Source organism: Lacrimispora sp. (assembly GCF_032078915.1).
Lineage (GTDB): Bacteria > Bacillota > Clostridia > Lachnospirales > Lachnospiraceae > Lacrimispora.
Map to the genome: position 1 here is coordinate 11,657 of NZ_DAMAUN010000019.1, position 24,912 is coordinate 36,568.

At 46.9% G+C, this 24,912-nt stretch carries 22 protein-coding genes; 19 read left to right on the forward strand and 3 right to left on the reverse strand.

What is annotated here, in order from left to right:
* Positions 1 to 6 precede the first annotated feature (6 nt).
* The 7 genes from RT269_RS09820 (at position 7) to RT269_RS09850 (ending at position 7,395) form a co-directional block, all read left to right on the forward strand.
* On the forward strand, positions 7 to 1,356 hold the full coding sequence (locus tag RT269_RS09820; protein ID WP_313182250.1) for an MATE family efflux transporter: 1,350 nt from the start codon (positions 7 to 9) through the stop codon (positions 1,354 to 1,356).
* Positions 1,349 to 1,963 (forward strand): HAD family hydrolase, encoded by a 615-nt coding sequence (locus tag RT269_RS09825; RefSeq protein WP_313182251.1) that lies wholly within the window; start codon positions 1,349 to 1,351, stop codon positions 1,961 to 1,963. Before RT269_RS09820 ends, RT269_RS09825 begins: the two co-directional genes overlap by 8 nt.
* Positions 1,964 to 2,021: 58 nt before the next feature.
* Complete coding sequence (locus tag RT269_RS09830; protein ID WP_313182252.1) at positions 2,022 to 2,903, forward strand: DNA glycosylase; 882 nt, start codon at positions 2,022 to 2,024, stop codon at positions 2,901 to 2,903.
* A gap of 182 nt (positions 2,904 to 3,085) precedes the next feature.
* On the forward strand, positions 3,086 to 4,153 hold the full coding sequence (locus RT269_RS09835) for an ABC transporter ATP-binding protein (protein ID WP_313182253.1): 1,068 nt from the start codon (positions 3,086 to 3,088) through the stop codon (positions 4,151 to 4,153).
* Complete coding sequence (locus RT269_RS09840; RefSeq protein WP_313182255.1) at positions 4,153 to 5,019, forward strand: ABC transporter permease subunit; 867 nt, start codon at positions 4,153 to 4,155, stop codon at positions 5,017 to 5,019. Before RT269_RS09835 ends, RT269_RS09840 begins: the two co-directional genes overlap by 1 nt.
* A gap of 10 nt (positions 5,020 to 5,029) precedes the next feature.
* Positions 5,030 to 6,400 (forward strand): GldG family protein, encoded by a 1,371-nt coding sequence (locus tag RT269_RS09845; protein ID WP_313182256.1) that lies wholly within the window; start codon positions 5,030 to 5,032, stop codon positions 6,398 to 6,400.
* Positions 6,401 to 6,414: 14 nt separating this feature from the next.
* Positions 6,415 to 7,395, forward strand: coding sequence for a DUF4340 domain-containing protein (locus RT269_RS09850; protein ID WP_313182257.1), 981 nt, complete (start codon positions 6,415 to 6,417; stop codon positions 7,393 to 7,395).
* 46 nt (positions 7,396 to 7,441) lie between these two features.
* Here the strand turns inward: RT269_RS09850 and RT269_RS09855 are convergent, their stop codons facing one another.
* From RT269_RS09855 to RT269_RS09865, 3 genes are read right to left on the reverse strand one after another with little or no spacing between them, the layout of a single operon-like run.
* Entirely contained in the window at positions 7,442 to 7,792 is a 351-nt protein-coding gene (locus RT269_RS09855) for a cupin domain-containing protein (RefSeq protein WP_313182258.1), read from the reverse strand.
* A gap of 22 nt (positions 7,793 to 7,814) precedes the next feature.
* A complete protein-coding gene (gene lsrK / locus RT269_RS09860) occupies positions 7,815 to 9,380 on the reverse strand; it encodes an autoinducer-2 kinase (RefSeq protein ID WP_313182259.1) in 1,566 nt (521 codons plus the stop codon).
* Between the two features lie 21 nt (positions 9,381 to 9,401).
* The gene (locus tag RT269_RS09865; RefSeq protein WP_313182261.1) at positions 9,402 to 10,331 is read right to left on the reverse strand and encodes a sugar-binding transcriptional regulator; all 930 of its coding nucleotides are present in this window, start codon (positions 10,329 to 10,331) and stop codon (positions 9,402 to 9,404) included.
* A gap of 304 nt (positions 10,332 to 10,635) precedes the next feature.
* On the opposite strand from RT269_RS09865, the gene RT269_RS09870 reads away from it, so the two are divergent.
* The 12 genes from RT269_RS09870 to RT269_RS09930 form a co-directional block, all read left to right on the forward strand.
* Complete coding sequence (locus RT269_RS09870) at positions 10,636 to 12,171, forward strand: sugar ABC transporter ATP-binding protein (RefSeq protein WP_313182262.1); 1,536 nt, start codon at positions 10,636 to 10,638, stop codon at positions 12,169 to 12,171.
* Entirely contained in the window at positions 12,168 to 13,166 is a 999-nt protein-coding gene (locus tag RT269_RS09875; protein ID WP_313182264.1) for an ABC transporter permease, read from the forward strand. Before RT269_RS09870 ends, RT269_RS09875 begins: the two co-directional genes overlap by 4 nt.
* Positions 13,163 to 14,158, forward strand: coding sequence for an ABC transporter permease (locus tag RT269_RS09880; RefSeq protein ID WP_313182266.1), 996 nt, complete (start codon positions 13,163 to 13,165; stop codon positions 14,156 to 14,158). The genes RT269_RS09875 and RT269_RS09880 overlap by 4 nt, the downstream gene beginning before the upstream one ends.
* Before the next feature lie 66 nt (positions 14,159 to 14,224).
* The gene (locus tag RT269_RS09885; protein WP_313182267.1) at positions 14,225 to 15,376 is read left to right on the forward strand and encodes a substrate-binding domain-containing protein; all 1,152 of its coding nucleotides are present in this window, start codon (positions 14,225 to 14,227) and stop codon (positions 15,374 to 15,376) included.
* Positions 15,377 to 15,436: 60 nt separating this feature from the next.
* Positions 15,437 to 16,315 (forward strand): 3-hydroxy-5-phosphonooxypentane-2,4-dione thiolase, encoded by an 879-nt coding sequence (gene lsrF, locus RT269_RS09890; RefSeq protein WP_313182268.1) that lies wholly within the window; start codon positions 15,437 to 15,439, stop codon positions 16,313 to 16,315.
* A 280-nt stretch (positions 16,316 to 16,595) separates the two neighbouring features.
* Positions 16,596 to 18,335 (forward strand): spore surface glycoprotein BclB, encoded by a 1,740-nt coding sequence (locus RT269_RS30375; protein WP_331664126.1) that lies wholly within the window; start codon positions 16,596 to 16,598, stop codon positions 18,333 to 18,335.
* A 99-nt stretch (positions 18,336 to 18,434) separates the two neighbouring features.
* Positions 18,435 to 18,674: an acyl carrier protein gene (locus tag RT269_RS09905; protein ID WP_313182272.1), complete on the forward strand. Its 240-nt coding sequence runs from the start codon at positions 18,435 to 18,437 to the stop codon at positions 18,672 to 18,674.
* Entirely contained in the window at positions 18,671 to 20,155 is a 1,485-nt protein-coding gene (locus RT269_RS09910; RefSeq protein ID WP_313182273.1) for a class I adenylate-forming enzyme family protein, read from the forward strand. Before RT269_RS09905 ends, RT269_RS09910 begins: the two co-directional genes overlap by 4 nt.
* A complete protein-coding gene (locus RT269_RS09915) occupies positions 20,152 to 21,051 on the forward strand; it encodes a hypothetical protein (RefSeq protein ID WP_313182275.1) in 900 nt (299 codons plus the stop codon). Before RT269_RS09910 ends, RT269_RS09915 begins: the two co-directional genes overlap by 4 nt.
* A 167-nt stretch (positions 21,052 to 21,218) precedes the next feature.
* On the forward strand, positions 21,219 to 22,334 hold the full coding sequence (gene leuB / locus RT269_RS09920) for a 3-isopropylmalate dehydrogenase (RefSeq protein WP_313182276.1): 1,116 nt from the start codon (positions 21,219 to 21,221) through the stop codon (positions 22,332 to 22,334).
* Positions 22,324 to 23,985 (forward strand): dihydroxy-acid dehydratase, encoded by a 1,662-nt coding sequence (gene ilvD, locus RT269_RS09925; RefSeq protein ID WP_313182277.1) that lies wholly within the window; start codon positions 22,324 to 22,326, stop codon positions 23,983 to 23,985. The genes leuB and ilvD overlap by 11 nt, the downstream gene beginning before the upstream one ends.
* A gap of 15 nt (positions 23,986 to 24,000) precedes the next feature.
* The coding region (locus RT269_RS09930) for a thiamine pyrophosphate-binding protein (protein ID WP_313182278.1) at positions 24,001 to 24,912 on the forward strand (912 nt) is incomplete at its 3' end.

Consider the following 24,912-nt stretch of genomic DNA (forward strand, 5'->3'; position numbering starts at 1 on the left):
GCTGATATGATGAAGGATATGACAAGAGGAAATATTTCCTCCGGGCTGATACGGTTTTCCATTCCGCTTGTTTTGGGAAATTTATTCCAGCTCACCTATAACGCGGTAGATTCCATTGTGGTAGGACGGTTTGCGGGAGAAGAGGCACTGGCAGCAGTTGGTGCCGCAGGCCCGGTCATGAACATTGTGATCCTGGGAATTACGGGGATCTGCATCGGTGCTTCGGTGCTGATGAGTGAGTTTTTTGGAGCAGGAAGCCATGAAAGGTTAAAACAGGAGATAGCGACCACCCTTATGTTTGGTTTTTATTTTTCCCTGGTCATTGCGGGCCTGGGGCTGCTTTTTTCCGGCGGGATCATAAGGCTTCTCCGTGTACCGGAGGAAATCTCAGAAGATGCGGCTGTTTATTTAAAGGTCATATTAATCGGAACGCCTTTTACCTTTTTTTATAACGGAGTGGCTTCTGCCCTTCGGAGTGTGGGCGATTCAAAGACTCCGGTCCACTTTCTGGCTATGGCCTCGGTTTTAAACGCGTTATTGGATCTGGTATTTGTGGCAGTGTTTCATATGGGAGTTTTCGGGGCTGCATTTTCTACGGTTATTGCGGAGGCGGTTTCCGCTCTTCTGTGTATCTTATACATATATAGGAAGGTTCCCCTTCTTAAACTTAAGCCAAAGGAATTCCGTATGGACCGGGAGCTTTTAAGTCTTACGGTCAAGCATGGAGCGGTCACGGCATTGCAGCAATCCTGCCAGCCTATCGGCAAACTTTTGATACAGGGAGTCATAAATCCTCTGGGCGTCAGCACCATAGCCGCGTTTCAGGCAGTGAACCGGGTGGATGACTTTGCTTTTACTCCGGAACAAAGCATTTCAAGCGGTATGATGACCTTTGTGGCACAGAACCGTGGAGCCGGTAATGGAGAACGGGTAAAGAAAGGTTTTCGGACCGGACTTTTCATAGAAGCAGGCTACTGGGCGATCATATGCATTGTCATCCTGCTGGTGAAGGAACCGGTGATGAGATTATTTGTGCCCAATGGGGATGGGACCATGGTAAGGATTGGGGCGGAATATTTACACCTTATGGCATTTTTTTATCTGCTGCCGGCGTTTACCAATGGGATCCAGGGTTTTTTCCGGGGAATGGGAAATATGTCCATCACCCTGATTTCCACCCTGATCCAGATTTCCGTCCGGGTGGCATTGGTCATCCTGCTGGTTCCGTCTATGGGAATGAATGGCGTTCCCTATGCATGCCTGGCGGGCTGGGCCTGTATGCTGCTTTATGAGGTACCCTATTATTTCTGGTTTAAAAAGAAAAATGAATTATTACAGGAGAAAAATCATGATTAAAAATATAGTATTTGACATGGGCAGAGTGCTGGTACATTACGATGGAGATATTGTCTGCAGGCATTTTATTGAGGATGAGGCAGAGAGGAAGGCAGTTAGAATCGCTGTATTCGAGTCTCAGGAGTGGCTGTTTCTGGATATGGGGCTGATCTCAGAGGAAGATGCTTTAAAGAAGATGCAGGCGCGTCTGGATACTGCCCATGCAAAGGAAATGGCAGCTCTTTGCCTTGAGCACTGGCATGAATATAATATGTGGCCTGATAAGGAGATGGGGGAACTGGTAGGACAGCTTAAGGAGAGGGGATATGGCATCTATCTTTGCTCCAATGCTTCCCTTCGTCTGCTGACCTGTTATAATATCATCCCAGGAATTGAACATTTTGACGGGAGATTATTTTCCGCTGAGGTAAAGTGTCTGAAGCCTCAAAAGGAAATGTACAGCCATTTGTTTGATAGGTTCCAATTAAAGCCGGAGGAATGCTTTTTTATTGACGATTTGCCCATGAACATTGAGGGGGCAAGGGCCTGCGGCATGGATGGGTACTGTTTTGAGGACGGAGATGTGAAGCGGCTGAAAGAATTTTTGTCCCATTTGAATGATAACTAAGAATGACCTGGAAACATAAGGCCTTATGGCTTTGCAATGAAATGGAGAAACGCTTATTATGTACCGGATTCAGATAAAGGATATGGATTTTGAACAGATTGCCAGGTCCGGCCAGTGCTTCCGCATGGAAGAACGGGAGGGCGAAAACGGAGTCTGGTCGATCGCAGCTGCGGGAGAATATGTGGAAGCAGTCAAAGATGGAGACAGCTTCTTATTTTCCTGCGGAGAGAAGGAGTTTAAAGAAACATGGGCCGGTTATTTTGATTTGCAGACCGATTACGGCGGCTATAAAAAACATGTGGACTCTGAAGATGCATATCTTAGGAAAGCCATGGAATGGGGCTGGGGTGTCAGGATCCTTCATCAGGATTTATGGGAGATGCTGGTGACTTTTTTGATCTCCCAGAATAACAACATCACCCGTATCACAGGCAGTGTTAAGGAGCTGTGCAAACGGTTCGGAGACAAAAAGAAAGGGCTGGGTCTAGCCATGTCCTCTGACGGGAGCTGGAAAGAAACGGTAAGAAGCTTTGATGCCTTTCCTAAGCCGGAGAGCCTTTCTTTGGCGGGCCTTAAGGGATTGTCAGGTTTGGGTCTGGGGTACCGGGATAAATACATCCTGTCAATTGCAGAGAAGTGCAGCGGTCCAGAAGGAGAGGAATGGCTTTTATGCTTAAAGGAAGCAGATTATAAAAATGCCCACAGCATTCTGATGGAGCAGTATGGAATCGGAAGGAAGGTGGCAGACTGCATCTGCCTGTTCGGGCTTCACCATGTGGGGGCTTTTCCTGTGGATACCCACGTAAAACAGATCTTAGAGCTTCACTATCCTCAGGGCTTTCCCCTGGAACGGTATCAGGGATATGCCGGGATCCTCCAGCAGTATATGTTTTATTATAAGATAAATCAAATACCTCGCAGCAAGCTGCGGGGGACTTGATCCGATCCCTTTATTTTGATTGCCTGTGCAGCAGAAGCTGCCCAGGCTTTTTTGTTTTTTATTTTGTCGAAATATTTCATACTTTTATCACACAATCAACAAGAATATATCACACAATTTTCACAATTCCCTTTTACCCTAAGTAAGGATGCAAAATGCATATAAGACAGGAGGAGAGAGAGTTGATTGAAGTCAGAAATCTGGTAAAGGATTACGGCGGTCATCTGGCTGTGGACCATTTAAGCTTTACGATCAACGATGGCCAGATCTATGGATTTCTAGGGCCAAACGGGGCCGGAAAATCCACCACAATGAACATTATGACCGGGTACATCGGAGCCACGGAGGGTGATGTGCTGATCAATGGCCATAATATACTGGAAGATGGGGAGGAAGCAAAGAAGTGTATCGGGTATCTGCCGGAGCTTCCGCCGCTTTATGTGGATATGACTGTGGAAGAGCAGCTGCAGTTTGCTGCCGAATTGAAGAAAATACCGAAAAAGGAGAGGAATGAAGCTGTTTATGAGGTCATGGAGCTTGCCAAACTGGTGGATGTAAAAGGCCGTTTGATCCGCAACTTATCAAAGGGCTATAGACAGCGTGTAGGTTTGGCCCAGGCCGTTTTAGGGTTTCCGCCGGTCATTGTTCTGGATGAACCTACCGTTGGACTGGATCCTAAACAGATCATCGAAATCAGGGATACCATCCGCAGGCTTGGACAGAAACATACGGTTATTTTAAGCTCCCATATCCTTTCCGAGGTCAGCGCAGTATGCGATCATATCATGATCATTGACAAAGGAAGACTGATTGCCAGCGATACGCCGGAGAATCTGGAACGCCAGATGGCCGGAACTGCCGGAATGGAGCTTTTAGTAAAAGGGACAGAAGAACAGATCCTTGAAATACTGGAAGCCATTCCCCAGGCAGCCGATGTGTCTGTACGGGAGAGCGGAGAAGAGGGAATAAACAGGGCAGAATTCCGCATCTGTACAGAAGCGGAAGAGAAAGAAGATGGAGAGGATATCCGGGAAACCATATTCTTTGCATTTGCCGGCCAGAGGCTTCCCATTCTATCCATGCAGACCACAAAGGCGTCCCTGGAAGAAGTGTTCCTTGAACTGACAGGAGAAGGAGCGGCAGAGGTTGCCGGGGCAGGCGAAAGCCTTGAAACAGATGATTATGAAGAGGAGCCTTCAGAGGCGGACCTTACGGAAGAAATGAAAGACGGAGAGGGGGATGAAGAATAATGGCAGCAATTTATAGAAGAGAACTGAAAGCCTACTTTCAGTCCATGACCGGATACGTATTTATCGCCTTTATGGTTCTGTTTATAGGAATTTATTTTATGGCTTATAACATGATGAGCGGATACCCCTACTTTTCATATACTCTGTCTGGCATGGTGACCATTATCATGATCGGCATTCCGGTGCTTACCATGAGAAGCTTTGCAGATGACCGGAAGACGAAGACAGACCAGCTTCTGCTCACCTCCCCGGTATCCGTTGCCCAGATGGTTCTTGGAAAATATCTTTCCATGATAACCGTCTTTGCCGTCCCGGTACTGCTTTCCGGAATCTGTCCTCTCATCATCAAGCTGAACGGAAATGCAAATTTAAAAGCAGATTATGCTTCTTTACTGGCCTTTTTCCTGCTGGGCTGTGTCTATATTGCCATCGGGATGTTTATTTCTTCCTTAACAGAAAGCCAGATCATTGCCGCGGTAGGGACCTTTGGAATCATCCTTCTTCTGCTTTTATGGCCCAGTCTTGTGGGATTTTTACCTACATCGGCGGTTGGCTCAGCAGCAGGGTTTCTGATTCTTTGGTCAGGGATGGTTTTTGCGGTGTCCCGAATGACGGGCCATGGTCCCCTTGCAGCCGGTCTGGAAGCAGCAGGAGTCCTCTGCATTGCAGTGCTGTACCTTGTAAAAAAGGGCCTTTTTGAGCGTGCACTGACAAATGTTTTGGAAAAGATAGCAGTGACCGACGTGTTTCAGAACTTTGCCAGTCATGACATCTTTGATGCAGGCGGCCTGGTTTACTATATCAGCATCATATTCCTGCTGGTATTCTTGACCGTACAGTCCATAGAGAAACGCAGATGGAGTTAGGAGGATGGAGATGACCAGAAAATTAAAAAAAGGAGGCTACACGGCAATCCTAACGTTGATTGTCATAGCAGCCGTGGTAATATTAAACCTTATCGTAGGCCGTCTTCCGGAGAAGGTAAGGCAATGGGATATGAGCAGCAGCCCGATCTATACCCTGGGCGGAACCACGAAGGATCTTGTTAAGGCACTTGATACGGATGTTACGATTTATGTGGTGGCCGATCCGGACTCTGTGGATAAGCGGATTACAAGCTTTATAAAACGCTACGAGGATTTATCCGGCCACATCAAGGTAGTGACCGTGGATTCCGTTCTTCATCCGGACCAGGTACAAAAGCTTAAGGCGCAGGATAACACGCTTTTGGTAAGCTGCGATTCCACAGGAAGGACAGAATCCATCCCACTGACGGATATCATTAAAATGGATGAAATGTCTTACTATTATTATGGACAGTCAAAGGAAACGGAATTTGACGGAGAGGGTCAGATTACCGGGGCCATTTCCCATGTGATCAACGATGTGCAGAAAACGGTTTACGTGACAGAAGGCCATGGAGAGGCAGCCCTTGGAGCTACGGCTTCCGATATGTTAAAAAAGTCTAATCTGACCGTAAACTCTCTGAATCTACTGACAGGAGGAAGCATTCCTGAGGATTGTGAACTTTTGCTCCTCAATGCTCCGGCATCAGACCTGGCGAATGATGAAAAGAAGATGATTTCTGATTACCTGGATAAAGGGGGAAGGGTTCTGATCCTTGCCGGTTATGGAGAAAAGGACCGCCCGAACTTAAGTGCCCTTATGAGCGATTACGGCCTGAATCTGGAAAATGGACTTGCAGCAGATACCAAGAACTTTTATCAGAACAATCCCTATTATATCTTCCCAACCATTCAGGCAGGAAGCGAAGTGACAAACGGCATTGATGGAAAAAGTGCAGCCCTGGTCCTTCAGTCCGCAGCTATGACCCAGAAAGAGGATTTGCCGGAAGGAGTGGAAGTAACTCCTTTTATGGAGACCAGTGATGGAGGTATGCTGGTAACGGCCGATAAGCAGACAGAAGGAACCTATATCCTGGGAGCCGTATCAGAGAAGACTTTAAGTTCCGGAACGGCACGTTTGACCGTATTCACTACCCCATCCCTTATCGATGAAGGGCTGAACACCAGCTTTACCAATTTAACTAATTTAAATCTGTTCATGAATGCAGTTACATCTAATTTTGATGATGTTTCCAATGTATCCATTCCTGCCAAGAGCCTGGATGTGACCTATAACACCGTTACCCATGGAGGCATGTGGGGAATCCTGTTTATATTTGTTATCCCGGTGGTGACACTGGCAGCAGGGCTGATGATCTGGCTGAAGCGCAGACGTCTGTAAAAGGAGGCTGAAACATGAAAAAGAAAAGAGGTCTTTTCTATGGAACGGCCGCTCTGGCGGCCCTGTGTGTGGTCTATGTGGGAGTGGGCCAGTATCTGAACCGCTCCCAGGAACAGGCGAAGGAGAAGGAGGAGGGAGAGAAGGTCTATCTCACCGACCTTACCAATGTTTCCAGTCTCTCCTATGATTTAGACGGACAGGAGCTGTCCTTTACAAAAAAGGATGGCAAATGGAGCTATGACGGAGATGACCTTTTCCCGGTAAAACAGGAGGAAATGGATTCCCTTGCTTCCACGGTTTCAAAGCTTGAAGCTCTGCGGAGGCTGGAAGGCGGAGACAGCCTAAGCGCCTATGGTCTGGATAAGCCCATAAGAAAGATCGCTGCAGCAGCAGAGGATGGAACGAAATCCGTGATCCTCCTTGGCAATGCCACCGGTGACGGGGATTATTATGCAGCACTGGAAGGGCAGGATACCCCTTATCTCATCAGTTCCACCCTGTACAATGAAACCGGCACAGGACTAAATGATCTGATGGTCCTGGAGGAGTTCCCGGCAGTTTCCGGAGCTGACATAAAGAGTATTACAATAACAAAGGCAGGCGTCAGTGAAGATTATGTAAAAAAGAAGCTGGATGAGAAAGATGGGACGATCGAATGGTACAGGGATTCTGCGGATTCGCCGGACAACAAGCTTTCCGATAATTCCGGCCTAAATGTCCTGGCTGATTCCTTAAGCGGCTTAAAGGTAAAGAGCTGCTCCAATTATAAGGTGCAGGACAACGAATTAGCAGGCTACGGCCTTGATCAGCCGGCTGCGGTCATTACCTATACTTATGATAAGAATGGCTCGGAAGAATCCTTTACCCTGTCTGTAGGTTCCTTGGACGGGGACTCCACCTGCTATTACACCCGTACGGAAGGTTCCTCCAATATTAATGAAATTGAAAAAGCTTTTATTGATAAATGTTTAACGATAGACAAAGGCATTTCATAAAAATAATAAATGGTACCCTGATGAATCAGGGTACCATTTTCGAAATCTAAAACGTATAGTCTTCTACTTCCACCTTATCCACTTGCTGATAAGGTGCCAGAGTGGATATCATCTTTACTCTGCTCTTGTATGGATTAAAGCAGTAGTGAACTTCTGAAGGTTCAATGTGAATGAAATCTCCCTGTTTTAAATGGTGGACGACTCCATCTACAACAATATTGATCTCTCCCTCCAAAATGAAGAAATCCTCCTCCATTACGTTATGGTAGTGAGCGGTGAAATCCTCACCTGGCTGGAACTGTACGACTGCAAAATTCATGCGCGGTCCTTTCATCAAATATTTTGGTCCGCTGTCCCCAAAACGGAATTCTTTTTCTGATTCATTGGTAATGAACATATTTTTTCTCCTTTTTCTTCCCTTATAAACCGGGTGCTATCCACATATTCTTAGTGATTTTAAGGTCGCAGAGAGCCAGCTGAGCCTGATAAAATTCTCTCCATTTCCCATAGATTTCACCATAAATCTTATGATTCTCCATGTTTGGCATAAACTGCCGCTCTATCGTTACCAGCTCTTTTGCAGTTTCAGCAATATCCTGATACATGCCGATTCCATATCCGGCCAGGATCGCAGCGCCCAGTGCAGTGGCTTCCTTTACCTTAGGAACCTTTACCGGAAGCCCCAGGACATCAGACAGGATCTGGGCCCAGAGGGAACTGTTAGAGGCTCCGCCGGCAAAAGTAATTTCTTTTGGAAGATGGCCGATGGCATCCTGGACCAGATCCAGATGCCCCTTTGTAACCAGAGCCGCATTCTCTAAAATAGCCCGGTAGAAGGTATAATGGTTATATTTCCCCGGATCAAGGCCAAAGTTTGAGAAGGTGGGTGCGGCGTGTTTCCAGTTAATAAAGTTCATTACATCCGAAAAAGTACACATCATTCCATAGCACCCTGCCGGTATTTTCTCTGCTTCCTCATTCATCAAATCATAGATGCTCTTACCTGCTTCCTCTGCCAGCTTTTTTTCTGCATGGCAGAAGCTGTCCCGATACCATCGCATGACAAGACCCGGCTGAAAGGCAAGGGCTTCAAATTGCCAGATGCCTGGTATGGCATGACAGTTCACACGGACACGGCAGTCCGGATCTGTGTCCGGCTTGTCAGTGTTGTACTCGTACTGCCAGAAGCTGCCTCCGAATACGGCGGCTTCCCCGGCATGTACCACACCTACGCCAATACAGCCCAGCTGGGCATCTCCTCCGCCTACGACAACGGGAATTCCTTCCGGCAGTCCAGTCTGGTTTTTGCAGCAGGAAGTGGTTTTCCCGATTATGGTCCCGCATTCCTTTACAAGGGGAAAAATATCTGTCCGGAGTCCGCACCGTCCGGCAATCTCCGGATTCCAGCAGCGGGTTTTTAAATCAAACAATCCTGTGGTTGATCCGTTGCTTGGCTCTACGGCCAGGAGACCGGTCAGCTTAAATATAAGCCAGTCGTTGAACATTCCAATGTATGCGGCCCGATTATAAATATCAGGCATTTTATTCTTTACCCAGAGAAGCCTTGGGAGGGCATCCAGTGCATATGACTGTCCTGTCTCCTGATAGAGGAGGCGTTCAAGCCCCGGGTCTCTGCGGATCAGTAGTTCTACTTCCTCATTGCTCCGTGCATCTACGTTGGCGCAGGCCCAGATTTCTTTTCCTTCCTTGTCGTAAAGAACGATGCCTTCTCTCATGCAGGTGGTGGAGATCGCGGCTATCTCATAAGGATCGACGGCGCTTGTGCATAAGACCCTTCGGATACAGGATGCGGCAAGCTCCCAGTTATGTACCCAGTCAAAATCCATACTCCCCGGATACCGGGGATCTTCCCTGTGTTCCCATTCCTCTTGAATACAAGAGATCTGATTGCCCTTGCTGTCAAAAAGTACGGCGCGGATGCTGCCGGTGCCTGCATCAATGGCTAAAAGGTAATTTGATGACATCTCCATTCCTCCATTCTATTTTCATATCGGTGAGTCGGGATCTTCCTCCATCAGGTTTAATGCCGTTTGTTCATCTGTGATTAACACATTTAAATAGCCTCCCTTTAAAGAAGCACGTATGGCTTTTAATTTGCTGTCACCTGCGGCGACTCCAATGACATTGGGCAGGGTTCGCAGGGTTGCAAGAGATGTGCTTAACAGCCGGTCTTCAATATCGGTATGAATGGGATTTCCGTCCTGATCGATGAAATGGCTCAGGATATCACCTACGGCTCCCTGCATGGACAAATAGAGAAAGTCATTCTTTGTGAAAATTCCATTCTTGATTATGGTTGCATCTTCTCTGATCCCTCCTATGCCTACGACGGTCATGGAAGCCAGATTCACCATGCGGGAAATTTCCTGTACGGAAGGTTCGTTTTGCATGGCGCTGCAAAGCTCTTTGGTTGAAACAACGAGCGGTGCAGGATACAGAAACAGTTTTGCATTAAATTTGCTGGAAAATGTATTTGGAAGATAATAACTGACTCCTCCTGTTAAAGATACTGCAGACAGAGGTGCTTCTGTTATGGTGGCCAGATGATTGATAACCCGTCCAAGAGTATCTCCGTATCCTATATTGACGTATGTGTTTTCTGTAATCCGGTCACTGATGTACATGGCGGCGGCTTTGGCAATGGTATCATTGATAGAGGGGCTGCCTGGTTCTGAGGGTACCACAAATGCATCCTTTAAGTTCCATCTGCGGATTAACTCCTGTTCGACTTTTAAGTGGCGGCTTCGTTCCTGGGAAATCTGAAACTGGATCACTCCATCCTGCCTGGCTTTCTCCAAAAGCTTAATCACTTTCATACGGGATATTCCGAGTTTTTCGGAAATTTTTTGCTGTGTCATATTTTCTATATAATAATACCATGCTGTTTTAATAATAAGGGAATCTTCATAGTTCATTTTTAGGTCTCCTGTTCTTTGTTATTCTAAACAAATGTTTTGTGTTGAATAAAATGTTTTAAATTTTCTTTAGTATAACAAATGGAATTTCATATGTCAATAGTGCCGGATCAAAAAATGAAAACCTGAAATTGATGAGTAAAATATCATAAATAATACATAATATAGCGCTTAAATTAGTTCAAAAATGCTATATATTTCTGAAAAAACTATTGACAACATGTTTTGGGTCATGTATGATATGGGCATGAACAAAAGTTAGCGATGCGAACAAAAATATCAAGTATGATGGGTGGGAGGAAATATGAAACAATCAGAAGCAGCCCGTTCGGAACAGACACTGTTTTCTGTCAGCGGTATTGTCAAATCATTTGGCTCCAATGCTGTTTTAAAAGGCATCGATTTAAGCGTAGGAGAGGGAGAAGTACTTGCCCTGATTGGCGGAAACGGAGCGGGAAAAAGCACCTTGATGAAAATCATAATGGGTATCTACCAGCCGGATGCCGGAAACGTAACAGTTGCGGGTGGCATGCTTTCGGTATTCAAACCGTCTGTTGCTCTTTCAAAAGGGATTTATATGGTTCCCCAGGAACCCATGCTGTTTCCTAATATGACTGTTGAAGAGAATATCCTGATCGGTTTTAGTGAAAATACGGCTGTTCTTAGGAAACGGCTGCGGCACATCATGGATGAGATCGGCTGGCATCTGGATACGGACCGGAAGGCAATGAGCCTTTCTATCGCAGAACAGCAGCTGGTGGAGCTTTTAAGAGGGCTTCTAAGGCAGGCGAAGCTTCTGATTTTAGATGAACCTACCAGTGCACTGACCTTTGATGAGGTGGAAAGCCTTTTCCGGATTGTGGAGGATTTAAAGAAGAAGGGTATTGGGATCATCTATATTACTCACCGCCTGGCTGAGGTATTCCAGATCGCTACCCATGTGGCAATTATGAGGGACGGGGTGATCACATTAAAGGGAAAAACCTCGGACTTTACCAGGGAGATGCTGGTTAAGGGTCTGCTTCCTCCCAATATGGATGGGCAGCAGATAGCTGGGGAAAAGGAATCCAGTCATCTGGATTATTCTGCACTGGAGCCGGTATTTGAACTGAAAGGCTACTCCGGTTACGGATTCCGGGATATAAACCTTAAGATTTATCCGGGAGAGATTCTTGGGGTCGCAGGAGTTGTGGGAGCCGGACGTACCGAACTTGCAGTTACGATTTTTGGAAAAGATAAGGTTCTTGGAGGGAAGGCTTTTCTGGAAGGAAAAGATGTGACAAGCCTTTCCACCAGGGAGGTTTTAAAAAACGGTATCAATTATGTCCCGGAGGACCGACGCTTAAATGGCCTGTTTGGTATCAGTGATGTTGCGGCCAATATCACCTCTGCTTTGGTTCCGGGGAAATCCCTTGGGCGTATATTTTTAAATAGGAAGGCGGAGCAATTGATCACCCGGAAATATGTGGAGGACTTCCGCATCAAGATCACGGGTCTGGATCAGATTGCGGGAAGCCTTTCCGGAGGCAACCAGCAGAAGATCGTAATCGGCCGGTCCCTGTCTACCAATCCAAAGCTGGTGATTCTGGACGAGCCCACACGTGGTATTGATGCTGCGGCACGGGGAGATGTGTATGCGATTATCCACGAACTGAAAAAGCAGGGAGTGGCGGTTATGCTGATTTCTTCTGATATGGAAGAGATTGTTGAGCTTTCAGACAGGGCAGTTGTGGTCTTTCAGGGACGGCTTAGAGGAGAATTAGGCAAACATGAGATCTCCCAGGCAAGCCTTATGGCGGCATCTTTTGGCGTGACAGAAGGAAAGCAGGTGGAAGCATGAAAAAGATTGGAAAAATCCGTGAGTTAAATAGTTTTCTGTTTCTGGCAGGATTGATTTTTTTGGTGGGCCTGGTGAACAGGAGTTTCTGGCAGCCGGCAGCCATATGGAACTGCTTTAATGACAGCGTTGTATTTACCCTTCTGTCGGCAGGAATTGCATTTGTTATCTTAACGGGAGAAATCGATGTTTCCATCGGGGCAGTGCTGGGCTTATCGGCGGCAGTGGGAGCCGCTCTCTTAAGAGATGGATATGGGGTGGTGACGGCTACGGCAGCCGCTCTATCCATCGGTATTCTTACAGGACTGGTCAATGGAGTCGGCGTGGCGGTATTTCACATTCCCTCTCTGATTTTTACTTTGGGTGTTAACGGTGTTGTGCGGGGGATGATTTATGTATACACGAAGGGTGCTTGGGTTGAAAATCTTCCGGCTGAATTTACCAGAATGTCAAACCGCCTCCTGATTGGAAACTTAACTGTCTTTTATGCTCTGGCAGTTCTTGTGATCCTGATTGTCCATCTTATTTTGACGAAAACGAAAAAGGGAAAATATTTTATCGCAGTCGGAGACCATGCGGCTGGTGCGACCCTGGTGGGAATACCGGCAGATAAAACGAAGATTGTAGCTTATGTCCTGTGCGGAGTGTTTGCTTCCGCCGCAGGTATGATTTATGCGTCCCGCATTGGCTTTATTACGCCTACGGCAGGGAACGGATATGAGATGAAGGCAATTGCTGCCTGCGTTCTGGGAGGCTTAAGCTTAAGCGGCGGGATTGGAAGCCTGGCTGGCGCCTCCATCGGTGCGGTCATCATGTCCTCCATCAGCAGGATTCTTGTCTTTCTTGGATTTTCTTCCGATTATGACAATACGATCACAGGTATCATGCTGCTGACCATTGTTGTAATTAATACTGTGTCACAGAACCGGGCGGTAGAGAAAAACCGTCACCGGATCCTGGCCGCAAGGACTGCAGAAAAAGGAGGAGAGAAGAAATGAAATCTCATATCTGGAAAAAATGGGAATTTGTACTCTCTTTGATATTAATTCTGGAAATCGTTGTTTTTGCATCAAAGAACAGTAAGTTCCTTATGCCTAGAGTGCTGTTTGGCAGTATGAATGATATCATTTCCATTTGTATCATCTCACTGTTTGTCACCTTTGTCATGATCACAGGAGGGATCGATATCCAGGCCGGTTCCATTGTAGGGCTTTCATCCATTATTCTGGGAGTTGCCTGGCAGGATGGAGGAGTGAACATTTGGGCTGCTTCCCTGATCGCTATGATTGCAGCCGGGTTATGCGGCGCCCTTTCCGGCTATTTTATCGCATTTTGCGGCGTGCAGCCTATGGTGGTCACTCTTGGAGGGAGTTTTCTGTACTCGGGAATTGCTCTTCTGGTGTCCAATTTGTCAGCAACGGAGAGCTACAAAGGAATCAGCGGTTTCCCGGATAGTTTTTTAAGACTTTCTAAAGTAAAGCTGTTTGGTGTGATTCCAAGTCAGGTGATCATTTTTCTTATCCTGGCAGTGCTGGCCTATGTTCTTCTACATAAAACCAGATATGGCAGACAGGTATTTCTGGTAGGGGTAAATCCTGATGCAGCGGAATATTCAGGCATTCATGCCAAATTCATTATTATGAGCACTTACATTCTTTCTGGAATCAGTGCGGCGGTGGCAGGAATCATCCTGACTTCTTATCTTGGTACGGCAAAAAGCGATATTGGCTCAACCCTGACCCTTCCCATTATTACTGCGGTGGTTTTAGGCGGTACTTTAAGTACAGGAGGAAAAGGAAGCGTACCTGGAACGGCCCTTGCTGCGGTAGTTATCGGAACTTTGAGATTCGGGCTTCCTTTGTGCTTTAAGGTGAGCCAGCAGTATTTGGACATTCCGGCAGGGCTTCTTTTACTGGCGGTGGTAACGGGCAGGGCTGTCCTGAATAATCCGGCTCTCAAAGCACGTTTTCTGAAAAGAGAACGGAAGTGATTGGTAACATGAGGTAAAAACCTCATTAATATAAAACGATCAAAACATATAAGGAGGATTTTATTTATGAGAAAAGCAATGGCACTTGTATTGGCAGGACTGATGGCGGCATCGCTCACTGCTTGCGGCAGCTCAGGAAAACCGGCTGCGGCATCTAATGCACCAGCTAATGAAACGAAATCAGAATCAAAAGCGGAAGAGAGCAAAGACAATACCGGTCCTTCCGGTATTTCTGGAAAAACAGTTGCATTTATTCCTAAGCTGACGGGAAATGCATTTTTTGAATCCGCCAATGCGGGAGCACAAAAGTATGGAAAGTCCTGGGGAATTACCGTTGACTATCAGGGAAGCGCCAATGCGGCTGTAGCAGACCAGGTTCAGGTAATCAACAATGCGGTGGCAAGCGGTGTGGATGCCCTTTGTGTTTCTTCTGTAGATGCAACAGGGCTTGATTCCGCGTTAAAGGAGGCGGCTGACGCAGGTCTGACTGTGGTCACATGGGATTCTGATGTTTCAGATACGGTGCGTACGTTAATGGTTTCACAGGGAACTCCTGAGATGCTTGGGAAGATGCTGGTAGATATGGGAGTGGATTCTTTAACAAAGCGGGGGAAGGATGTCAAAGCTGACGCTGTGAAATACTGCTGGCACTATTCTCAGGCAACGGTAGCGGATCAGAATTCCTGGCAAGTTGCGGGTGAAGCCTATATCAAAGAGAACTATCCTAACTGGGTGAATGTGGCTCCGAATAATTATTATTCCGAACAGGATGCGGAAAAAGCGGTTTCGATCGGCGCTTCTATTCTGGAAGCAAACCCGGATATTGACCTGATTATCTGCAATGACTCTACGGCTCTTCCAGGCCAGTGTAAAGCAGCCCAGAACAAGGGACTTACAAAAGAAGATGTGACCATTACCGGTTTTGCCTCCCCGATGTCCATTAAGGATTACTGCAATGCGGGAGTGATTGAGCAGTGGGGGCTTTGGGACTGCCAGGTGCAGGGAGCGATTGGCTGCTATCTTGCCGCCTATCTGTCCTCAGGGAATCAGGTGAAAGTAGGAGACAAGATTGATATCCCGGAAATCGGTACCGTGGAAGTAATGCCAAATGACTGTCTGGTTGAGGGAGCCGCTACCGGTGAGGTAAACAATGGAGTCGTTCTCCTTCCGGAGCGTACGGTATTTAATAAAGATAACATGAACAACTATGATTTCTAATATGGCTGAAACGCCGGGAATCATGGCAGTAAATAATATAGAAGCAAAAGGAGAAAGAATATGGCAGATTTGGATGGAATGAAAGTAGAACATGACTATCACCTGGATGAACCATTTGCAAACAATAAGCCTTTTTACGTAAAGGGGGCAGCTCACCTGGATTGGGGAATGAAGAAGCATTTATCGAATATTTTTGATGAGAACAGCGGAAATACGGTGATGTTTGCCTTTGATCATGGATATTTTATGGGTTCTGTATCTGGCCTGGAAAGACTTGATTTAGTGGTGCCTAAGCTGCTTCCTAATATCGATGTCTTAATGGGGACAAGAGGGGCAATCAGGAGCTGTGTGCCGGCAGAAGGAAGGAAAGGCATTGCACTGCGTGTTACCTCCGGTTCTTCTATGCTTGACGAGGATTTGTCCCATGAAGTTCTTGCCGTTGACATAGAGGATGTGATTCGTATGAATGCGGATTGTATGGCGGTTCAGACGTTTATCGGAGGGGATGGACAGCTTTCGAGCCTTGATAATCTGTCAAAAGCGGTAAATTTGGGCATGCGCTACAGCATTCCTACCATGGGAGTTGTGGCAGTAGGAAAGCAGATGGAGCGTACAGACCGGTTCTTTAAGCTGGCTACCCGCATTGTTGCGGAGTTAGGAGCAAATATCATAAAAACCTACTACTGTGAAAACTTTGAAGAAGTGGTATCGGCCTGCCCTGTTCCCATTGTGGTAGCAGGAGGCAAGAAGCTTCCAGAGAAAGAAGCTCTGGAGCTTGCATATAACTCCATCAGCCAGGGGGCAAAAGGGGTTGATATGGGAAGAAATATCTTCCAGAGCCAAAGCCCTGTGGAGATGAGTGCGGCTGTCCGAAAGATCGTACACGAAGGATTCACTGCGAAAGAGGCTTTTGAGTTCTATCAGGATATGATCCATTAGTTAATAACGGTTTCATTTTAGGTTAAGTACCTGCCAATTTTGGCAGGTGCTTTTTTATGCTGCAACAGAATCGTTGTTGTGATATGCCATGGGTGTGCTATGACTGACAGCAAACCTTTTTAATGGAGGGGGGCGCAGTAAGGGAATTAGACAGTAAGAGATTAGACACATATATTAATGTATAAAGAGGTAAAAAACCTCTTTATGTTATGATTTCAGCTTTATACAAAAGTCTTACAAGTAGAAACCGTAATTTACGCTCTAACAGGAGAGGATTATAATGAATAAATGTAGAAATTGTAATGAAAATCGCTGCCTTGATGAAAACCGCTGCTGTAATTCGGCAGGATCCCAAGGCTGCAGATGCTGCGTGGGGCCAACAGGACCACAAGGTGTACCAGGGCCTACCGGACCTGCTGGACCAACCGGGGCAGCTGGCGCTCAAGGACCGATGGGACCACAAGGACCTGTTGGACCGATGGGACCAATGGGACCACGGGGACTTATTGGCCCGACTGGATCTACTGGCCCGACTGGACCTGGCGGTCTTTCCGGAGCGACCGGTCCGACCGGACCTACTGGCTCCATAGGACTTACCGGAGCAACTGGACCGACCGGAGCAACTGGGGCCGCTGGACCCGCTGGGGCTCAAGGGCCTACTGGTCCTACCGGGCCAATTGGTTTGACAGGAGATACCGGACCTACTGGCCCCATAGGGCTTACCGGAGTAACTGGCCCGACAGGTCCCACCGGCCCGACCGGTTCCATAGGACTTACAGGGGAAACTGGCCCGACCGGACCTACAGGAGCAACTGGCCCCATAGGACTTACCGGAGCAACCGGCCCGACTGGCCCGACCGGAGCTGCCGGAGAAACTGGCCCCACCGGCCCGACCGGTTCCATAGGACTTACCGGAGAAACTGGCCCGACTGGCCCGACCGGAGCTGCCGGAGAAACTGGCCCAACTGGCCCGACCGGTTCCATAGGACTTACCGGAGAAACTGGCCCGACAGGTCCCACCGGTCTTACAGGAGCAACTGGCCCAACCGGCCCCACTGGATCCATAGGACTTACAGGAGAAACTGGCCCTACCGGTCCCACCGGTCTTGCAGGAGCAACTGGCCCTACCGGCCCGACAGGTCCCATAGGACTTACCGGAGAAACTGGCTCGACCGGACCCACTGGCCTAACCGGATCCACCGGCCCGACAGGTCCCATAGGACTTACCGGAGAAACTGGCTCGACCGGACCAACCGGCCCCACAGGTCCCGTAGGACTTACCGGAGAAACTGGCCCGACAGGTCCCACCGGACTTACAGGAGAAACTGGCCCAACCGGCCCAACCGGCCCCACTGGTCCCATAGGGCTTACCGGAGAGACTGGGCCTACCGGGGCAACTGGACCTACCGGGCCTGCAGGAACAGGCACCAATATGTCAGGAGTGATTCCCTTTGCCATAGACGATGAATATGCCGAGGTTTCCACGGATGACCTGGGCAATCCGTCAATTATTCAATTTGCTGGATATGAAGCAAATGCAATTAATTCAGGCAGGCCTACACAGCTTCAAGAGGGTGACTGGGCAGCAGGAACGATTACATTTGACTTCGTTAACTATGATCAATTTTACCGCAGTTGTTTTGTTATGCCTTATGATGCAGTCGTAAAAAACATTTATGTACTATTTGGTGCCAAAATGTCACTTTTCCTACCGGAGGGATCTACGCTGTTTCCGTTTGCTGCCCTTGCAGTTTTAACATCAGATACACCTGGACAGATGACAGGCGGGATGGTGTTTACCATACTTCAGGATACCCTGACTTATTCGGATCCGTTTATAGCGCCGGCAGGTGGAGGGCAGGTTCCTAAATATACACTGGAAAGAGGTTCCCTGACAGACATCAATGCCTCGATCCCGGCGGGTTCCCTTGTTGGAATTATTGTCGGATGCAGAGCAGAAGGTGTTACTTCGGAAATATTCGTCAGGTTCTCAGTAAGCGGCGGGATTTTGCTTGACTAAACAATAGAAGCAGGTCTGTATCCAGCCTTGCAGCATGATACAGGCCTTTCTTCGTAAATAGGAATATTCCGAGAGAATAAGGAGGGTAAACCGGCAGTTATGATCAATGACGAAATTATCCGTATGATAGAGGAAGCAGCCCAGTTTCCGGTTTCAGGAAGAAAGACCAATCTGTATAAGGATCTGGGGCTTGACTCCCTTTCTTTTATCCATCTTTTACTTAAGATAGAAGATACGTATTCTATTACCTTTGATATTACGGAAATGGAATCTTGTCTGGAAGTCGGCCGGATGATTGAACTGGCTGAGAGGAAAGTAAAGGAGAAGAATTTAAAATGATCAGAGAATTGTTCATGAAACAAACAAACCTGGAAAAACAAGCGATAATTGACGGAGAAACAAGGATTACGTTTCAGGACCTGGTTCAAAAAGCCGGGGCAATACAGGCTTGTCTGCCCAGGAATGATTGGAAAATTGCCGCAATATTTTTACCGGATGGGAGCGATTATATCGCTGCTCTTTTCGGAATTTTCCTGCTGGGGAAAACAGCTTTTCCGATAAGTGTCCGCTTGACAAAACACGAAGTAACTCCTCTCCTGGACCAGACATCCACAGATATAATTATTACTTCCATAAGATTCCGTTCGTTTTTTGATGAGATAAAATCCATGGATGTACCTGATTTACAGGTGATTTACGTTGAGGAATGTCTGCTGGGGGAATCTATGCCGGTTCTTTTCGAAAACAGCCCGGGACCCGATGAACCCATAATTCTGCTAACAACATCAGGCTCTACCGGCAGGGTGAAAATTGTACCCCTTTCAGAAAGGAATGTTGAAACTTCGGTTTTGGGATATATCGATAAAATGTGTTTTGAGGAGTTGGATGAGAAGAATATCAGGTACATCCTTGCAGCTCCGTTCTCTTCTGCATACGGAATGATGATCCTGTGTGCATGTCTCATGAAAGCGTTCCCTATCGTTCTTCTTAAGGAAGGTTTTACTTTGGACTCCTTTTATAAAGCGGTTCAGGAGAATAGAGTGACCCACTATGAGGGCGGGGCAGCGGTTCCTCTTTTGATGGAACAGACAGCGGGCAGGCCCGTTCCTTATGATATTCATTTATTAAAATATTTCGGATTTGGAGGAAGCAAAGTTTCCGGTACCACATTGAAAAAACTTTTAGCAGCTTATCCGGGAATCCAGCTATGGCAAGGCTACGGGATGACAGAAGCTGCTCCGTTGATTACAAAATGCTCGAAAATCAGTTTAAAGAAGCTGGATTCCGTTGGAAAGGCAATAAAAGGAATTAAAATATCCATAGAAGCTGACGGGGTGATTACGGATATTCCTTATACCAATGGGGAAATTCTTGTAAAGGGACCCAATGTGATGTCGGGATATTACAAAAATGAAGAGGAAACTAAGAAGGTACTGAAACATGGCTATTTGTATACGGGTGATCTTGGCTACCTGGATGAAGACGGCTATTTGTATATCTGCGGGCGGAAGAAAAACGTAATTATTGTCAGAGGATTCAACGTATATCCGGAAGAAGTGGAAGCCTGTATCTTAAACAGTCTGCTAGTAAATGACTGTGTTGTTTATGGAGAAACGGATCCTTTAGGAATTGAAACCGTATGCGCAGATATCGTTCCGGCCGATCCTCTGGTCAGTCAGGAAAAAATCGAGGAAGAAATCAGGGCTTACTGCAAAGTGCATTTGTCAGGATTTAAACAGCCCCGGAAAATTCAAATAGTTGATGCGGTCAGAAAAACTGCATCTGGAAAAAATGAAAGGAGAAAAGGGGAGCAGCTATGAATCTGATTTATCTTCAGGGATTAAACTGCTATACCAGCAGCATGATAAATGCTGCTGTTCTCATAGGAGTGGATTACCGGAATGTGCTTGCTGACTTATGGTCGGAAACCGACTTTACTTATGACCAGATCCATCACTTATATTTATCCAGAAGAATGCCTGCGAATCTGGAAGCCTTGGGTGTAAGCCTGAAATTTTTAAACTGCTGTTCCAAACAGGAAATGGAGAAAAATATATCCTGTCTTACCTTAGGACAATGGAATGTAGTTGAAATGGATGCATTTTTCATTCCGTGGGTTCCCTATTATCATACATTGCACAGTTTCCATTATTTTATTGCCCGGAAGGAGGAAAAAGGGGTTTTTTCCTGTTTTGACCCTACGTATGATAAAAAATATATGGAATTAACAGAGGAAGATATGATAACCCACGCCTCTGATCTTTGTCAGATTCATAAAGCTGCAGAAAAACAATTTTGTAAGGGAATCCGGCAGGAGACACAGGAAATTTTGTACACTCATCAGAAAACACAGGATAATCTCCTTAAACAAATCAGAGAATGCGCTTATGGAAAACAGAAAAATGGAGAACTGCTTGCAAAGTACATAGATGCTTTGATAAACAACCGATATCTTTATCTTCATTATCTTCAAAACATGCCATTGTTCAGAGAAGCATATGACAAGTATTTCCATAAGGAATACTTCTTAAAGTGGACGGCAGTGAAACATGGGTTATATAAGGCTTCTTTCAGGCAGAATAACCGGGAAATCATTAAGGAAGTATGCGGGCATTTCCAGGAACTGATCCAGGAAGAAATGGACATTGCCCGGAAAATTGAGGCATTGAGCCCAGAAGAGATTCAGGAAGAAAAACAGCCAATGGGAACCAGATGATCGGTTCCTATTTTTTTATCTTATAACTTTAATTTATAGTATCAATTCCAATCTCATATATTCTTTTCCCGAAAATTATTTTATTTTAGTTGAAAAATCCCGATAAATGTTCTATTATGAGAAGAAATATATTAGCAGAGTACAGTGTCATAGAGGGAGTGGAAGAGATGAATTACAACATTGCAGTGATTCCCGGCGACGGGATCGGGCCTGAAATCATTGGAGAGGCGAGAAAGGTCCTTGATAAAGTGGGAAGTGTATACGGTCATGAGTTCCAGTATACAGAAGTATTGATGGGCGGCATTTCCATTGATACACATGGCGTTCCCTTAACAGATGAAGCCCTTGAAACAGCGAAAAACAGTGATTCCGTTCTCCTTGGGGCAGTTGGCGGAAATGTAGGAAATTCAAGATGGTACGATGTGGCACCGAATCTGAGACCTGAAGCGGGGCTACTTGCCATCCGTAAGGGTCTTAATTTATTTGCCAATATCCGCCCAGCTTATCTGTATAAAGAGCTGTCGGATGCCTGTCCTTTAAAAAAGGAGATCATTGGAGACGGGTTTGACATGGTCATCATGAGAGAACTGACAGGAGGCTTGTATTTCGGAGAGCGGTATACCAAAGAGGTGGATGGCGTTATGACTGCCGTGGATACCCTTACCTATAATGAAAATGAAATAAGAAGAATCGCCGTTAAGGCTTTTGATATTGCCATGAAACGCCGGAAAAAAGTAACAAGCGTTGATAAGGCAAATGTACTGGATTCCTCCAGGCTTTGGAGAAACGTGGTGGAAGAGGTGGCAAAGGATTATCCGGAGGTGACCTTAACCCATATGCTGGTGGATAACTGTGCGATGCAGCTTGTCATGAATCCAGGACAGTTTGATGTGATCCTGACAGAGAATATGTTTGGCGATATCTTATCCGATGAAGCCAGCATGATCACAGGCTCCATTGGAATGCTTTCCTCGGCAAGCATGAATGAAAGCAAATTTGGAATGTATGAACCAAGTCATGGCTCTGCCCCGGATATTGCGGGTAAAAATATTGCAAATCCCATTGCAACCGTTCTTTCCGCCGCTATGATGCTTCGTTATTCCTTTGATCTGGATACGGAAGCGGCAGCCGTGGAAGCAGCCGTGGAGCAGGTGCTTAAGGAAGGATACCGGACGGCAGACATATATTCGGAAATGGGTAAAAAAGTCTCAACCGCAGAGATGGGAGATTTAATTGCGGAACGGATTGGAAAAGAAAAGGAGTGTGCAGCACATGAAAAGTGATTCAGTAAAAAAAGGGATGCAGCAGGCGCCTCACCGTTCCCTGTTTCACGCACTGGGAATGACAGAGGAAGAGATGGAGAGACCTCTGATCGGTATTGTCAGTTCTTATAACGAAATCGTACCAGGCCATATGAACCTGGACAAAATAGTGGATGCCGTTAAAATGGGAGTCGCCATGGCAGGCGGTACACCGGTGATGGTGCCGGCCATAGCGGTATGTGATGGAATCGCCATGGGACACATAGGAATGAAATACTCCCTGGTTACCAGGGACTTGGTAGCAGATTCCACAGAATGCCTTGCCAGAGCCCATGCTTTTGACGCCCTGGTCATGGTACCCAACTGTGATAAGAATGTTCCTGGACTCTTAATGGCAGCAGCCCGCATTAACATACCCACAGTGTTCGTCAGTGGCGGACCAATGTTAGCAGGGCGTGTGCACGGTCATAAAACCAGCCTTTCCAGCATGTTTGAGGCGGTGGGAGCTTATACCGCAGGAAACATGTCGGAAGAGGATGTGAGGGAATACGAGCAAAAGGCATGTCCTACCTGCGGCTCCTGCTCAGGCATGTATACGGCCAACAGCATGAACTGTCTGACCGAGGTTTTGGGAATGGGACTGAAAGGAAACGGAACCATTCCGGCGGTTTATTCGGAACGTCTTAAGTTAGCAAAGCATGCGGGTATGGCGGTTATGGAGATGCTTAAGAAGAACATCTGTCCCCGTGACATCATGACGGAAAAAGCCTTCCGCAATGCCCTGACCATGGATATGGCTCTGGGATGCAGCACCAACAGCATGCTTCATCTTCCTGCCGTTGCTCATGAGGCAGGAGTTGATTTAAATCTGGAAATTGCAAATAAGATCAGTGCAAAGACTCCTAACCTTTGCCATCTGGCTCCGGCAGGACCTACTTATATGGAAGATTTAAATGAAGCAGGCGGCATTTATGCTGTTATGAACGAGGTCAGCAAGCTGGGACTTCTGGAATTAGACTGTATGACAGTAACAGGTAAAACAGTTGGAGAGAATATTAAGAGTTGTATAAATAAGAATCCTGAAGTGATCCGGCCGGTGGAAGATCCTTACAGCCAGACTGGGGGCATCGCCATATTAAAGGGAAATTTAGCCCCTGATTCTGCAGTGGTAAAGCGCTCCGCCGTAGCGCCTGAGATGTTAAAGCATGAAGGCCCGGCAAGAGTGTATGATTGTGAGGAGGATGCCATAGCAGCCATCAAGGGCGGAAAGATTGTGGCAGGAGATGTGGTTGTTATCCGTTATGAAGGCCCCAAGGGAGGCCCGGGCATGAGGGAGATGTTAAATCCCACCTCAGCCATTGCAGGCATGGGGTTAGGTTCTACAGTGGCCCTTATTACCGACGGACGTTTCAGCGGCGCCTCCAGAGGTGCCTCCATCGGGCATGCATGTCCGGAGGCAGCGGTGGGAGGTCCCATTGCCCTGGTGGAAGAGGGAGACATTGTTTCCATTGATATTGATAATCACCGGTTAGACGTGAAGGTATCTGATGAAGAAATGGCCAGAAGAAAGACCAATTGGCAGCCAAGGAAACCTCAGGTGACTACTGGATATCTGGCACGCTATGCGGCCATGGCAGCCCCGGCAAGCCGGGGAGCGATTCTCGAAATATAAAAAAAGGAGCAGCCTATGAAGACATTGACAGGAGCAGAGATTGTGATCGAATGCCTGAAAGAGCAGGGAGTGGATACTGTTTTTGGATATCCGGGCGGTACGATCTTAAATATATACGATGCCCTTTATAAACATCAAGATGAGATCACCCATATCCTGACCTCCCATGAACAGGGCGCAGCCCATGCGGCAGACGGATATGCAAGAGCCACCGGCAAGGTGGGAGTATGTCTGGCCACCTCAGGGCCTGGAGCCACCAACCTGGTAACCGGAATTGCCACCGCATTTATGGATTCTATCCCAATGGTTGCCATTACGTGCAACGTGGCAGTGAGCCTCCTGGGAAGGGATAGCTTCCAGGAGATCGATATCACCGGTGTGACCATGCCTATCACAAAGTATAACTTCATCGTTAAGGATATAACAAAGTTGACTGACACCATCCGCAGGGCCTTCCAGATCGCACAGACCGGAAGACCGGGACCTGTGCTGGTGGACATTACAAAGGATGTGACCGCCGGTACCTTTGAATATGAATCCCAGACTCCGGAGCCTGTCAAGAGGCAGGAAGATACCATAACCGAGGAGGATTTAGAGACAGCGCTGCAGCTGATCCGGAAATCCCAGAAGCCGTATATTTTCGTAGGAGGAGGGGCGGTTGCTGCCAATGCCTCGGAGGAGCTTTCTTCCTTTGCCCACAAGATTCAGTCCCCGGTGGCAGACAGTCTTATGGGAAAAGGAGCTTTCGACGGGACCGATGAATTGTATACCGGAATGGTAGGAATGCACGGAACCAAGACCTCTAATTTTGGAATAACAGAATGTGACTTATTGATTGTAGTGGGTGCCCGGTTCAGTGACCGGGTGACCGGTAATGCCGCCAAGTTTGCCAAGAGGGCAAAGATCCTTCAGTTTGATGTAGACCCG